At 61.4% G+C, this 13,708-nt stretch carries 15 protein-coding genes; 7 read left to right on the forward strand and 8 right to left on the reverse strand.

The window, feature by feature from the left end:
* Positions 1 to 5: 5 nt before the first annotated feature.
* Positions 6 to 506, forward strand: a complete 501-nt coding sequence (locus DFS13_RS39960; protein ID WP_134163160.1) for a hypothetical protein — start codon at positions 6 to 8, stop codon at positions 504 to 506.
* Positions 507 to 511: 5 nt separating this feature from the next.
* On the forward strand, positions 512 to 877 hold the full coding sequence (locus DFS13_RS23040) for a hypothetical protein (RefSeq protein ID WP_077189025.1): 366 nt from the start codon (positions 512 to 514) through the stop codon (positions 875 to 877).
* Between the two features lie 47 nt (positions 878 to 924).
* Here DFS13_RS23040 and DFS13_RS23045 read toward each other — a convergent pair whose 3' ends face one another.
* The gene (locus DFS13_RS23045) at positions 925 to 1,137 is read right to left on the reverse strand and encodes a hypothetical protein (protein ID WP_034203560.1); all 213 of its coding nucleotides are present in this window, start codon (positions 1,135 to 1,137) and stop codon (positions 925 to 927) included.
* A gap of 343 nt (positions 1,138 to 1,480) precedes the next feature.
* On the opposite strand from DFS13_RS23045, the gene DFS13_RS23050 reads away from it, so the two are divergent.
* From DFS13_RS23050 to DFS13_RS23060, 3 genes are all read left to right on the forward strand, one after another.
* Positions 1,481 to 2,311: an FkbM family methyltransferase gene (locus DFS13_RS23050; protein WP_034203559.1), complete on the forward strand. Its 831-nt coding sequence runs from the start codon at positions 1,481 to 1,483 to the stop codon at positions 2,309 to 2,311.
* Positions 2,312 to 2,425: 114 nt separating this feature from the next.
* Entirely contained in the window at positions 2,426 to 2,605 is a 180-nt protein-coding gene (locus DFS13_RS23055; RefSeq protein WP_034203558.1) for a hypothetical protein, read from the forward strand.
* 231 nt (positions 2,606 to 2,836) lie between these two features.
* Entirely contained in the window at positions 2,837 to 4,426 is a 1,590-nt protein-coding gene (locus DFS13_RS23060; protein WP_111442177.1) for a tetratricopeptide repeat protein, read from the forward strand.
* Positions 4,427 to 4,479: 53 nt separating this feature from the next.
* Here the strand turns inward: DFS13_RS23060 and DFS13_RS23065 are convergent, their stop codons facing one another.
* Genes DFS13_RS23065 through DFS13_RS23075 form a run of 3 tightly spaced genes read right to left on the reverse strand, consistent with a single transcriptional unit; the run spans position 4,480 to position 6,693 of the window.
* Positions 4,480 to 5,742: a glycosyltransferase family 9 protein gene (locus DFS13_RS23065; protein ID WP_052105983.1), complete on the reverse strand. Its 1,263-nt coding sequence runs from the start codon at positions 5,740 to 5,742 to the stop codon at positions 4,480 to 4,482.
* A gap of 40 nt (positions 5,743 to 5,782) precedes the next feature.
* Positions 5,783 to 6,145 (reverse strand): hypothetical protein, encoded by a 363-nt coding sequence (locus DFS13_RS23070; RefSeq protein ID WP_060264581.1) that lies wholly within the window; start codon positions 6,143 to 6,145, stop codon positions 5,783 to 5,785.
* 17 nt (positions 6,146 to 6,162) lie between these two features.
* Positions 6,163 to 6,693 (reverse strand): hypothetical protein, encoded by a 531-nt coding sequence (locus DFS13_RS23075; protein WP_060264579.1) that lies wholly within the window; start codon positions 6,691 to 6,693, stop codon positions 6,163 to 6,165.
* On the opposite strand from DFS13_RS23075, the gene DFS13_RS23080 reads away from it, so the two are divergent.
* Entirely contained in the window at positions 6,671 to 7,009 is a 339-nt protein-coding gene (locus tag DFS13_RS23080; RefSeq protein ID WP_034203555.1) for a hypothetical protein, read from the forward strand. The two genes, DFS13_RS23075 and DFS13_RS23080, sit on opposite strands and share 23 nt — an antisense overlap.
* A gap of 371 nt (positions 7,010 to 7,380) precedes the next feature.
* Here DFS13_RS23080 and DFS13_RS23085 read toward each other — a convergent pair whose 3' ends face one another.
* The 3 genes from DFS13_RS23085 to DFS13_RS23095 form a co-directional block, all read right to left on the reverse strand.
* Positions 7,381 to 9,078, reverse strand: a complete 1,698-nt coding sequence (locus DFS13_RS23085) for a M4 family metallopeptidase (RefSeq protein ID WP_006498196.1) — start codon at positions 9,076 to 9,078, stop codon at positions 7,381 to 7,383.
* 606 nt (positions 9,079 to 9,684) lie between these two features.
* The gene (locus tag DFS13_RS23090) at positions 9,685 to 10,416 is read right to left on the reverse strand and encodes a LytTR family DNA-binding domain-containing protein (protein ID WP_034203554.1); all 732 of its coding nucleotides are present in this window, start codon (positions 10,414 to 10,416) and stop codon (positions 9,685 to 9,687) included.
* A 1-nt stretch (position 10,417) separates the two neighbouring features.
* Positions 10,418 to 11,491 carry a sensor histidine kinase gene (locus DFS13_RS23095; protein ID WP_034203553.1) on the reverse strand — a complete coding sequence of 358 codons (1,074 nt, stop codon included), beginning with the start codon at positions 11,489 to 11,491 and terminating at the stop codon, positions 10,418 to 10,420.
* Positions 11,492 to 11,718: 227 nt separating this feature from the next.
* On the opposite strand from DFS13_RS23095, the gene DFS13_RS23100 reads away from it, so the two are divergent.
* The gene (locus tag DFS13_RS23100; RefSeq protein ID WP_006498193.1) at positions 11,719 to 12,252 is read left to right on the forward strand and encodes a hypothetical protein; all 534 of its coding nucleotides are present in this window, start codon (positions 11,719 to 11,721) and stop codon (positions 12,250 to 12,252) included.
* 191 nt (positions 12,253 to 12,443) lie between these two features.
* Here DFS13_RS23100 and DFS13_RS23105 read toward each other — a convergent pair whose 3' ends face one another.
* Positions 12,444 to 13,706: a hypothetical protein gene (locus DFS13_RS23105; RefSeq protein WP_006498192.1), complete on the reverse strand. Its 1,263-nt coding sequence runs from the start codon at positions 13,704 to 13,706 to the stop codon at positions 12,444 to 12,446.
* Positions 13,707 to 13,708: the final 2 nt, after the last annotated feature.

The raw sequence follows: 13,708 nt of genomic DNA on the forward strand, positions 1-13,708 counted from the left end.
GGGAGGTGGCACTCAGCGCTGCGCCGCTGGCTGCTAAGGCACCCGGTGCGCTGCGATTCGCAGGCGAGGCATTTGGGCCGCAAATTGATCAATTGGTTGTGCGCGCGACGCCGGGCCTTAGGTTTGGCATTGTGCCTGACGGTCCGGTTGCCGCTAGAACATTCAGCAATCTATTCCCTGAAGACATTCCCCAAGCTGCAAAGATTATTCCGAATGAACAACTGGCAACAATGAGCCAGCGAAGACTGGCATATGTCGTTACTCAGGATGGATCGCTCGTCGTTGGACGAAACAATATCAATCAAGGCCATATCGATCTGGCGGGTGGTCAGCCAGTCTTGGCCGCCGGTGAATTTGGTGTACATGGTGGCCAGCTTAAATTTATTGATAATTTCTCGGGCCACTATCGTCCGAGTGGAGCTGCAGCGCAGAGTGCTGCGGAGCAGGCGTTTAGAAGCCTTGGTTTCAATGTCGATGGGCTGTACATTGAACGTACCTTCAAGTGAAGCAGATGAACACGACCATTGACGAATTCTTCAAACTTGCGGCACATGCGGAATTCATAGCTGAGAATGCCATGGACCAACCACTTGAGCCAGCTTTGGAGGTTGTGCTGAGCTTTGTGCAGAGCCATCTCGATCAACGTTTCGAGTTCGCAACTGCATTCCTCGACGTGCTCCGCGACCCGGAGAAAGGGCCGCCGGAGTTAGTCGAATATTGCATGCACGAGTTGAAATGGCCTGAGGTGCGTGAGGCTATTCAAGCTTGGTTAGATAGTGAACGTAGTGAACGGGTGCGCCACGTTCTTCGCAAGCAGTTGCTCGCATTTGACGAAAATTGGTATGACGCGAACTTCTATGATCGCTTCAAGCCGTAGAGAAAGCGCCCGCGCAAGCGGGCGTTGTTGCATCTGAGCTCAATGCGTCAGAAAAGCCTCTCCGCGACGCGCCGGCGCTCGTCGTCATTGAGGTGCATTACGCGGATTCCGTCGATTGCGCGACGCAGCCAGTCGTCGGCGATGACGCGATGTTCCTCGTTCGTGGTGGCCGTCGTCGAGGATGGTAATTGCCGAATTCGAGTACCGGCCGTCGCGCCGTCGTCGACCGTGTTTGCAGCGTAAATCTCGTGTTGGTCCAAAACGCACCACTCCTTGGAAATTGCACAGACATGACGCACGTACCAAACCGCGTGCGAAACGGCGCTCAGCCAAGCGTGGCGCGGGTTTGAGGCGCACCACATTCCCGAGCGGAGAAACGAACTGCGGCGGCTGCGGATCGCGCTGAGCCAATACGGACGGAGCTTTGCGGCATGGTGCAGATTGCACCACATCGAGCGCGCGCCGACGACCGTGTCACCTTGCTGTCGCGCATGTGCGCGGCGGCTAGTCGGGAACGGACAGCCATACTTGCTCGTTCACCTAAGACTTCGACACCTCCGACTCGAGCTGTGTTTAAATCACCGGATTCGACAGGAGGCCACCATGTTCTCGGAGCAGCGCCCTACAGCGTTCATTCTTGCTGCGACCAACCACGGTCCGCTAATCGTCAATCGCAACGATTATGCGATGGTCGACGGACGACCTTGCTATGGCGTCGGTTTTAACCTGCTCGAAACGGGCTCGTTCGACGGATCGGAGGTTGAATTCTTACTGTCGCTCCTGCGCGTGCAGCGACAGAGGTTAGGCGACGGTGTTGTATTCCTCGATTGCGGGGCTAATATCGGCGTATTTTCAATAGAGGCCGGTCGCATGATGACGCATTGGGGGACAGTGCACGCCTTCGAGCCGCAAGACTTCATTTTTTATGCCCTTGCCGGCAACATTGCCCTAAACAATCTTTTTAATGTTCAGGCGCACGGAGTTGCGCTCGGCGCGGCAGATGAAGTCATCACGATCCCGAGTGTGAACTACTCTCAGCCGGGTTCGTACGGCAGCCTAGAGATCAAGGAGCCTGCGACGTCGATGTTGTCGATTGGGCAATCCGTCGATTACACACCGGAGACGGGACGACAGGTTCGTCAGATCACCCTCGATGGTTTGAACCTGAAGAGGGTCGACCTGCTGAAGATCGATGTTGAATCGATGGAGATCGATGTATTGATGGGAGCGCGCTTAATCATCAAGACATTTCGGCCATTGATCTGGGTGGAGACGCTCAAGACTGACGCGCAGCGCATCAAAGATCTGCTCGGTGAGTACGATTACCGCTTTTTCGACGCGGGCCTCAACATGCTTGCGGTACCAGCCGATGATAGCGAATTACTCAAACGTTTCTGGGTGAATGAGGAAAACGTTCTGTTTGTTACTGTGTGACGTTGGTTTCTCACTGTAGAGGAGCGGCGCAGTTGAGAGGGAAATCAGGCGTAGCGACGAAGTGACGTCCATGTTTTCGACTTAGGCGATATGAATGGACGATGGGCGCGCAAAATGGATATCCCTCGCGACATCCTCAAAGGGGCGGCCGAACGATTTATCGAGGAGCAACGCACGGAACTGCGCAAGGTCTGCACGCGCGCGAGGGCGGTTGCGATCTGTTCTACCGACTATTGCGTGGGCTTCATCGTCAACCTCCCGTTCCTGTTGGGAAAATTGCCTCCGAAACACTAACCCTCGTTTGTGTCCAGGATTTATGGAGCCGATCAGTCACGCGCTGTCGATAACCAGCAGTTGGATTTAACAATAATTTACTGGGATGTGTCGATCCGAGCGGGCTGCGGCATCTAGAATTCAAGGCGGGAACAACCGGCGAGCGCGTAGCGTCGTCGCAGACGAATTGGCTACTACAGAATAACCTGATGTCGAGGCTAGTTTTAGTTCGACTGCCGACCGGATCATGAGATGTCGTTTGATGACGAATTCAGTATCGTCGCCGCACAGGCGCGCGAAGCAGAAGCCGCTGGGCAGTTCGACAAAGCGGCGGATCTTCTTCAGGTTTTTTGCGAAAAGCATCCCCATGACGACAGAGTCCTCCTGTCCTGCGTCGATGTGCTACTGCGCGCGGGCCGTGCTGGAAAAGCGCTGGAGGTCTGCGACCGCGCGATCGCTGCGACGCCTAAATCGGCCATTCCGTGGCGTACCAAGGCGCTTGTTTGCTTCAATCACCTGAATGATCGTGCAGCCGCCATCGCAAGCCTGAAAGCAGGGGTGGCGGCATTTCCTTCGAACGCCGAGTTGCATCTGATGCTGGCCGACGCAAGTTTTCAAATGCTCGATTTCGATGCGTCCCGTGAACATGGTGCGAAGGCGGCTGAATTTGGCGATCCGGGGATCGTATTGAGGGCACGCCATCGATTTCTCGACGATCATGAAGGCGCAGTCCAGATCGCGCGCGCCATCCTCGAGCAGTACCCTGCAGATGTCGGCACGCTCGTGCAAGGCGGGATCTCGCTTTACCTGTTGGGGCGCCCGGAAGAGAGTCTCAGCTATCTGTATCGAGCCGCCGAACACGATCCATACCGAGGCGATGTCCTCTTTCCGCTTGCGAATCTGCTTTTGTTGCTGGGCGACACGAAAGCAGGGTGGCGCCGCTATGAAATGCTCGCGGATATTGAGCCGCTGCGTAGCGGTCCCCCGGCAATGACCACCTATCATGATCGCTTATGGCGCGGGCAGCCTCTCCAGGGCAAGCGCCTTCTGGTGATCAGCCATCTCGGCCTCGGCGATTGCCTGATGTACGCACGTTACGCCCGGAACTTGAAGGCAGCGGGTGCCCATGTCACGCTCTGCGTCAAACCGGAACTGATGCAACTGCTGCGTGATCTCGAGGGCGTCGACGAGCTTTTGGGGGCCTGGCCTGTCGAGATTTGGGGCAACTACGATTACTGGATCTTCGAAAACTTGCTGCCCGCGAGACTGGGGGCGGTAGATGGAGAGGTGCCGGTCTACCGTGACGGCTATATCAAGCTGAAAGATCGGGATGTCGCCAACGCCCTGGCCGACCGCCGTCGGGCATCGGGCCGTCTGCGCATCGGCTTGTGCTGGGACACGTCGCCCAATTATTTTGCGGGACGGGCGCGCAGCCTTGCACCGGAAGATCTCCGTCCATTGGCCGAAATTGAGAACGTCGACTGGTTCGTGCTGCAGAAACATCCAATCGAGCCGGATTTTGCGGCACGGAGCGGATTGTCGGTCCTCAACCTATCCGGTGAATGGAACGATCTTTACGACACGGCCGTATTTGCGACGTCCCTGGATCTAACCATCTCGATCTGCTCGGCGCCCGTGCATCTGGCGGGCGCCTTGGGTTTGCCTGCGTGGGTCATGCTTGGGGCGCCGGAGTGGCGTTGGGGCGCGAAAGGCGACGTAGGGCCTTGGTATCCGAATGTCCGTATTTTCCGTCAGGCGGCGCCCGGAAACTGGCGGAGCGTCACCGAGGCTGTTCGTGACGCACTGCGATCGGAGCGGGAAGTTTTGCGTCGCATGGAATGACGGCCAGCACGCCATCGTCGAGGCGGGACATCAAAAAGATTCACGCACAGCGATCACCCTATTGCGTCATCGCCAGCCAACGCATCCGCCATCTCTGTTACCGGTCTGCTCCAGTCGCCCAATCTTGCTTGCCGATATAGCTGCATGGACCTGTACCACGGCGTATCGCGATGGCTGTTGTACCAGCGCTCGTCGCATGCCGCCGACAGCAACACCCATACTGGCCGCCCAAGCGCCCCAGCGAGGTGAGCCGGGCCCGTATCCACCGTGATCAATAAATCGAGCTCATTGAGAATGACGGCCGTATCGCCGAGATCGCGCAGCTCGTGACCGAGGATGCCGATGCCGTGTTGATCCAGCAGCCTATGCTCGTCGTCGGTGATCTTGCCGAACTGTAGCGCATGAAAACGACATTCCGACGAACTGAACAACGGTGCGAGCTGCTCCAGCGAGATAGATCGATACGGCTCGTGCCGCACCGCAGTATTGCTGCGCCAGATCAAACCTATCTCGCGAACGCCATGGCGTCGATTGCGGAAAGTGGCACTCGCAAGGGGCGCCATTTCCCGTCCAGCCGGCGCTTGTACGTACGGCTCCCCCCAGCTCGGGAAGTACGGCGTTTTTTGATACCGGACAAAGAGATCGAAGGTGCAGATGATGCAATCGCTTTGATCGATTGCATCGCCGGCATTCTCGACCAGCGTGACCCAGTGATAGGTGGCGAGTACCGGAGCGAGTATGGCTGGCGCCTGCAACACGATACCCGCCGCACCTTCATCCCGTAACGCGTACAGGTACCGGGAGAACATGAGCACGTCGCCAAGGCCGCCCTCCTGGATGATGAGGACACGCTTGCCGGTGACAGATTCGTCGCATCGAAGCAGTTTGTTGACAATCCGCTGATACTCGCTGGTATGAGACGGATAAATATTTGAAACCACGCCGGCTCTCCCCCAAGCATCGCGCGAGCGCCGATTCAGCGTGTGAGCTTCGCGAAAACGGCCTTGAGCGTACTGCGAGATCAGGAGTTCAGCTGTCAAGGCTCGCCGATCAGGTTCGTGGTGAAGCACCGAGAGCGATTGACTCAATAGAGGTTCGGCCTGCGAGAAAAGACCGAGAAGGTTCATGTCGATACCGATCTGCGCGCGAAAAAACGGATCGTCAACGCTGTCCGCGAGTTCTTTCAACACCCGTATGGCTTCTTCCGCGTGACCGGAGAGTCTGAGCGCCCGACACAGCGCGAGTCCGGCGCTCGGGGATTTGTCGCGGAGATAGATCTCGTATGCGCTGTCGAGCACGGTGTAGTCGCTTGTCACTTTACCCCCGGTGAAGTGCGTTCGCTCAGTTTGACGAGCATTACTTGCGGCGTGCAAACGCGGCCATCAGGTCGTCCTTGAGGCTGTCATCTTCCAGGATGGCTTGCGCCACCCGGTTCGCAATCGACTGAAACGTCGGATCGTTGACCTGCTCGTCGCCGAATTGCCGGTGCAGCACATGCTCGACCGCGGCGCGCGTCAACTGGAACTCGTCGGTCACGCCCGCTGCGAGCAGCTGGTCGATATGCGCCCGGAGCGTTTCGCCCAACGGGCGCGGGCCACCTTTCGGTGTCGTACTGCCGGCCGACGTCGCGCCTGCGGCGCCCGGCCGCGCACGGGCCTTCTTGTCGAGCTCGCTGCGCAGTATCTCGGTGAGCTGGTCGAGCGTGGTGCGGGAAATCATGGCGATGGAAAAGCCTGTCAGCGGGGCGCGGAATACGCCGGATCGATTTCCAAAAGGACACCTGTCTTTTCGGATGGTGCGTGGCTGGCAGGCGCCGCACCGACGATCGACTCGACATGCTGTAGCACGTCAACAATATAGCGATTGATCAGCGGGTATTTCGTATTCGATGCGATGCCCGCACGCAGTTGCTCGCCGGCCAGCGCGAAGCGGTCGTCCACGAGATTCAGCAAGCCGGTTTTCAGCACGCGCAGCGTATCGTTAGCTGGCAGCGCGTCGAGCGGCCGCCATGCCTCGACTGCACGATCGACGTGACCGTGAGTCAAGTGGAGAAAGTCGAGCATGAAGCCCGCGATCGGGAAATCGGGCGTCAGTTGCTGCGATGCATCGAAATCGCTTCTTGCAGCCTCGTAGTGCTGCGATCCGGCATGAACCGCGCCACGCAGGAACCACAGGCGATAGTCGTCGGGCCAGCGCTCGAGTGCGTTGTTCAACGCGTGGAGCGCCGCCTCGTCGCTGGATCGCATGGCTTCCACCGGCACGGCCATCCGGATTCGCATCGTGTTCGGCGAGTGCGCGGAAATCGGCCAGTGCGGCTTCAAATCGACCTTCGGACATGGCCGACAGGCCCCTCGTATTGACGAGCGACGGCGAGAGCGGCTGAATCGCTTCGTAACGCGACAGCAATTCATTGCAGAGGTGAAACTGGCCGGCGTCGAATGCAGCCGCCGCGGTATCGGCAAGCAGGCTGAGATTACGCGAATCCTCATCCAGAAAACTCAAGAGACGATCGAGACGCGCTTGAAGAGATTGAGACGCCTGCAGATCGACGGCCATAAATCTGGAATCCTTTGGTATGGATGAGTGAGGTACGAACGATTTGGGAGTGCAAGTTATTTATGACGAATGCACTTGAAATCGACCGATTTCGAATTTTCCGGAAACAATCCGCATGACGGGCAGTAAATGTCAGGCAGTGTAGCAAAGCGGTTCGACGATCGAGCGGGTTTTGTAGAAACGTGTTGAAACCGATGTAGCACCAAAGGCTCGGCTGTCGGTTGAGCGCGGAAGCAATTACGCACTAACTGCCGCTCGACCGCCTGCTCGTGCAGGCGGTCGGCCGGCCCCTTCTCGTCATTCACCCGAACGCCGCGTGACCACGACCGAATCGCTTTCCTCCGAAACGAAATCCCGCCACGCGACTGCCGGCGTCCGACGCGTTCATACACGCACGGTCAATTCACCCCGACCGCACTCCACGCGCGGGCGACCGTCGCGCTTTCGGCCGAGTTCGCGCCATACAGGTCGTTCGCGGCCTGGATCGACGCACGCCGCGCGTTCGGGTAGCTCGAGTTGGCGTTCAGGTACACGGTCAGCGTCCGGTACCAGATCTTGCCGGCCTTGTCGCGGCCCAGCCCGCTGAAGGTCGTGTCGCCGTTGCAGACCAGTTGCGTCCTCGACAGGCCGGTGTCGGTCGGCGGCACCGACGGGCCTTCCGACAGCAGGTAGAAGAAGCGGTTGCCGACCCCCGACGTGAAATGCGGATCGTGGCGCGGATTCGACCACGAGAAGCCGCCGGACGGGTAGCAGCTGAACGACCGGCCGTCGAGATCCTGCTTGTACATCTTGCGCAGGCCGCCACTCACCACGCGCGCGCCGATCACGTAGTTGCCGGGATCGTTCGGGTTGTTCGCGTAGAACTTTACGAGCGTGCCGAAAATGTCGGACGTCGATTCGTTCAGGCCGCCCGCATCACCCGAATAGTTCAGGTTGGCGGTGGCCTCGGTCACGCCGTGGCTCATCTCGTGCCCGGCGACGTCGACCGACACCACGGGTTTCGGCAGGCGCGTGCCCGGCTCGCCGTCGCCGTACGCCATCACGCGCGACGACAGCCATGCCGCGTTCGCGCCCGTCGTGCCGCTGCCGGTATTGAACACCACGTGCGCGTAGCTCTTCACACCGCGGCCGTCGTTGAAGATGCCGTTGCGGTTATGCGTGGTCTTGTAGTAGTCCCAAGTCAATGCGAGCCCGTAGTCGATGTCTGCCGCGACGGTCTGCCGGTCGGTGGTCGTGTTGTTGCCCCACACGTTCGTGCTGCTCGTGAAGATCGGCAGGTCGGTCGCTTGCTCGACCTCGTCCGAGCTGAGACCGCGACCATCGTAGACCGAGCCGCCGCCGCGGCTCGGATCGAGCATCCGGTACGCGTTCGTACCGGTCTGGTCCGTCGTGAGCGTCAGGTTGCCGTAGTACAGCGAGCGGCCGGTGCCGGTCGCGGCGGCGGTCTTGATCAGGTCCTGTGCATCGAGCAGGGTGCCGGTGCGAGCATCGACGTAGTAGAGCACGGCGTCGCCGTGGGTCTCGGTCGCCTTGCCGTAGACGCGCACCGCATAGGCCAGCGTCGGCGTGACGTCGCGTGCGAACACGACGAGTTCCGCGTCGTCGACGCGGCGCACGTCGGAGTTGAAGCGCGCGGCCGCGATGTGCCTGGCGCGCGTCGCGCCTACGTCGGGTGCGTTGCGGATCACGGCGCGGTTTCCGACCTTGCCGATCGAGCCGGCGAGATTGATCGGCGCGAGCTGGGTCACGCTTGCCTGCTTCAATTGCCCCTTGCTCGAATGGACGACCACGTCGCCGCCGATCACGGGCAGGCCTGCATGGAAGCGGTCGAAGCGCACGTGCTCGGTGCCGTCGGGATCGACGATCACGTCGCGTACCTGGAACTGGTCGCCGTCGGTCGGTGCGCCTGCTTGTGGCCCGGCGAACTTCAACGTGCGTGCCGTGCCGCCGGCAGCCAGACTGAAGGCGGACGGGTTCTGCTGGATCAGTTGCAGTGCCTTGTCGACCGCGGCCGGCTGGTCGCCGGCCTGGGCAAAAGCGCTGAGACTCGCGAGGGTAATCGCGGTGATGGGCAGCAGTCGAGACAGTTTCTTCATGTAATTCCCCAGGTTATGAATGGGTTTGTTCGAGGAATGCATCAAGTGATGACTTTTAAACAAGACGTGTCGCGAACAGCAGAGGGATGCTAGAAGGTGATTTTTATAATTACAAGATATTTTCTGTTTGATTAATTTTTCATGTCGCCACTGTTAATCAAGTCGGGGTTTGGTGAGGGATTTGAAATGATCGTGTCGGGTGTGGCGGCCGCGTCGGGAGCCGCACATCGAGGTGTGGGGATTGGGCCGTGATGTACGTGCCGCGACGGGGCGGGGCGCAGTGCGGGTCGAGTGGACGGGGAGCGAGTGACGTGTGATCGAGTTGACGGAATGACTGGAATTGGTTTCATTAAATATTGTTTTTTATTATTGTCATTTAATGTATGGCGGCATCGTTAAGTTGCGTGCAGTTTTCCGTCGACTGATCTTGATTGGGGTAAGGGCGCTGAATTGTGACCCCGAACATTTTGATTTAAATCAGTACCGGCCAGCCTCACGGACCCTGCAGTGACTCCAGCAGCCCCGTTCGTTTCTGCCGAAGCAGCAGGTAACGCATGCATGCGGTGAATGCGAGCGCTCCAGCGCCCGGCGGCGAGTGCACTGCCTTCACATCTGTTTGAAGAGACCGGCGCTCGCGCGACTGACGGGCAGAACGTCGGAGCTGCCACGCAAATGGATGCGCAAGCGACCGAGCAGATCGCGCTCGATGTGATCGATCGCCGCATAGGCAACGATCACGCCGCGATGCACCTGTGCGAAACGCTCGGTATCGAGCCGTTGCAGCATTTCCTTGAGGGGCGTGCGGATCACGTGCCGGTCGTTCGTAGTCACGACCTCCGTGTATTTGTCGGCTGCCTGGAAATACAGCACCTCCTCGATCGAGACGAGCCGGGTCGTGTCGCGGAGGCCGACGGTCAACCATCGAATGGGCGCGGCATCCCGCTGCTCCTGCGCGCCGGCCAACTGCGCGGTGTCGGCCGGTGCCGGGCCGCCGCGCTGCAGCTTGACGATGCAGCGGAGGAGGCGATCATCGGTCAGGGGTTTCAGCAAATAGTCGATCGCCGACTGGTCGAATGCCTGAACCGCGTACTCGTCGTAGGACGTTACGAATACGACATGCACGTGCGGCACGAGGCTCGCGATCTTCAGCCCGTCGATACCGGGCATCCGGATGTCGAGGAAAGCGAAATCCGGGCGCTTTGCATTGAGCTCCGCGAGCGCGTCGACGCCGTTGCGCGGCATCCCGACGATCTCCAGTTCGGGCCACAGCGTACCGAGGCGCGCGGCAAGTTCGGCGGACAGGTTGGGTTCGTCGTCGGCGATCAGGGCTGTCGGCATGTCAGGCAATCGGAATCTGCAAGGTTGCGGTTACGCCCCGCATGGCTTCGGCATTCGTGCCGACCGACACGCGGCCGCGCTCGCCATGGAGACTGATAATTCGGGCACGAATGTTTGCGAGCCCCACGCCCCCGTGGAGCTTCGTGCCGCCGTTGCCGAGGCCCACGCCGGTATCGCTCACGCTCAGGACGAGCAAATTGCCGTCGCGCGTGCCGCGAACACGCACTTCACCGCCGTCGACCGACGGCTCGATGCCGTGCAGCAACGCATTCTCGACGAGCGGCTGCAGCAGGAGCGGCGACAGCGGCAAGGCCCGCAGCGCCTCCGGGACGTCGATTGAATAGCGCAGGCGTTCCTCACCGAGCCGGATCGTCGCAATCTTCAGCAGCGCCTCGACCAGCTCCAGTTCCTCGCCCACCGTGGAGGTGGCCTTGCGCGTGCGCCCCAGGCTCGCGCGCAGATAGCGGTTCAGGCTGTCGAGCATCGTCGTGGCGCGAGCCGGATCGCGCTCGATCAGGCTCTGCACGTTCGCCAGCGTGTTGAACAGGAAATGCGGCTCGATCTGGGCCTGCAGCAGCGCGAGCCGCGCGGCCGTTTCTGCCTGGCGCGCCTCGGCGGCCTCGCGCCGCTGCGTCTCGAGCGACGTGCGCATGCGGGCGGCCTGCACGAACACCGACACGAACGCGCAGGCGGCGCCGGCGACAATGAATGACGAGCCGTAGGCCAGCCAGACCTTGATGCCTGCATGTCCGATCAGGTGCGGGACGTGGCCGACGGTGGAGGCCGCGACTTCGAAACCGATGAACACGCTGGCCGGCGCGACGATCAGGATCTTTGGAACCAGCGCGAGTTTGCCGCGCACGAGCCGGTCGATGGCGACGCCGAGCAGGGTCGCGCTGAAACCGATGCCGTTCGCGACGACCAAGTACGGCAGCAGCGCTTCGTTGCGGCGCGTCGCCCAGAAGATCAGTCCGACCGCCGAGTTGAAACACAAAAGCCCCACCAGCGAGCGGCCTCGATGTGCGGGGCCGACGTGCGGTTCGGACGACAGAAAGGCGAGCGGCTTGCTTGGCATGGCAGCGAGCGGGGAGGTTTGCGGAGATGGTAGCGTAATTCGCGACGGCATTGCCATCGGCGATCGGCTGCGACGCTCAGGTGACGATCCGCCAGGACGTTCGCCGGACCCGAGGGCCGTTCATCCGGCGATTTCGACCGTTCATCGCAACGTGCGGCGCTCGATGCGGCCGGCCGCTAAAGTCGCTGACATTCCGCCGGTTGCGGCGCTTCCGAACGAGGTACCCCTTGGCCCACCTGCCGACCTACGTGTATGTATTGTTCTGCGCGCTCGTCTATATCGGCGTGAAGCGCTGCTTCGTGCGCGAAGTGCGTCCCGTGCGTCCCGTCCTGTTTCCGGTCGTATTCGTCGGCCTCGGCCTGTCGAGCCTCGGTCACCTGTTTCCAAAGGCGGGCGTCGATGCGTACGCGGCGGCCCTTGCGATGCTGGTGGTCGGCTCGACAGGCGGCTGGTTCCACGCGCGCCGCTGGCGCCTGCAGTTCAGGATCGGGCCGGATGGCATGTTCGTCCGCCTGCCGGGCGACGCGAGCCTGCTGGTCACGCTGCTCCTGACCTTCGTCGCCGAAACCTTCATTCATGACTCGATCGCGACCGCGCAGCCGTGGGCGGCCACCGACGCCTTCGCAGTTCTGTCGTTCGCGGTCTGGGGCGGGCTCGTCGGCTTGCCGTTCGGACGTGCGATCAACGTGGTGACGCGCTGCGTCCGTCATTCGAACGGCGTGCTGGAGGACGGCGGCGGATCGGCGCTCGAATCGCGCTGAACGAGGCAGCGTCGCCGGCGAGGGCGGACGTCTGGGTCCGCCGCGATCTCGGCGACCCGGGCGGTTGCGCCGCCCGCTCCCGCGGGCTCGCGATCCGTGCGCCGCTACGCCGCCTTCCGCGCCCGACGCATCGCGTCGGGCGCGTCTTGCATGATGTGCATCGGCGGCCGCGCTTTCCCCTGTTTCCGCGCTCAAAAGAAGAACGTCGCGATCGCCTGCACGATCTCGCTCTGCGCCTGCGCGCCATAGACGCTGCGCGCCGAGCCGTGGTTGCTCTGCCATTGCACGGCGCAGTCGGTGCGCGGCCAGTGATAGCGCGCTTCGAGCCACGTGAAGTAGCTGTGGTCGTCGAGGTTGTAGCGCGCCATCGCGGTCAACGCCAGATGCTGGACGAAGACGTCGGGCATCGATGCGTAGACGAACAGCGAGCGCCGTGTCATCAGTTCCTGCGCGGTGCCGGCCATGTCGCGATAGCGCCAGTATCGCGACGGGTCGCCTTGCAGTGCCCGCCATGCGGCGCCGCTCGCGCTGGCGCCGTCGTAGTCGTATTCGAGCGTCAGCGACAGCTTGCTTGCGAAGGTATGGGTGACGCCCGTCGCGAGCTTCGAGACCCAGGACGATGCGGTCTGCGCGAAATCGCCGACCGCGCTGCCGCGGCCGATCGCGTATTCGACGAACCCGACCGTCGCATCGTCGATCAGCGTGGTGGCGTTCACGCCCAACTGCGGTGCGATACCTTCGCCGCCGTACAGCAACCACTGAGGCGAGAAATTGCCGAACAGGCGCTGCGACCCGCTCAGCATGTAGCGGGTGCGTGCATTCGTCGCACCGAGATCGGGATTGAAGGTCGCATCGTTCGGATGCGTGTCGAGCCGCGGCGACACCAGCGCGGTCATCGAGCCGCCGCTCCAAAGCAGTTGCCCGCGCATCATCACGCTGCCGAGCCGGTTTTCGCGCAGGCTCTCGGGGTCGATCGAGACGACGGAGCGCAGTGCGCCGACCTTGAAGAAGTCCGTGGGATTGAAGCCCGACGCGACGCCTTCGCGCAGGTTCACGCGGCCGAGGTCGACGAGCGCGTTCGGGCTCGCCTGCCAGCTCACGTATGCCTGTTTCAGCGTGTCGACCGCGTTGTACCGCGACGCGCCCGCTCGCCATCCCGCATCGAAGCGATTCGAAACGATCGCCCGCCAGTTGCCGAACGTGCCGTCGTACGACAGCGTGTTCGATACGCGCGCGTTGTCGTTGAGCGTCACGGACGCGGCCTGGTTCGCAGCCGTGTAGTTCGCGAAGGCCGCCTCGAAGGTGCCGCGCCAGTTGCTCGGCGTCACGGGAGCCGCTGCCGCCGTATCGGCGAGCCGCAGCGCGTCGCCGTCCGCGTCGTCGGCCGCGAGGGCCGGCTGCGCGGTCGCGACGCCCGCCGCACAGATCAGTATCGCGACCCGGGATCGCGCCATCG

Source organism: Burkholderia sp. 28_3 (assembly GCF_003253915.1).
Lineage (GTDB): Bacteria > Pseudomonadota > Gammaproteobacteria > Burkholderiales > Burkholderiaceae > Burkholderia > Burkholderia cenocepacia.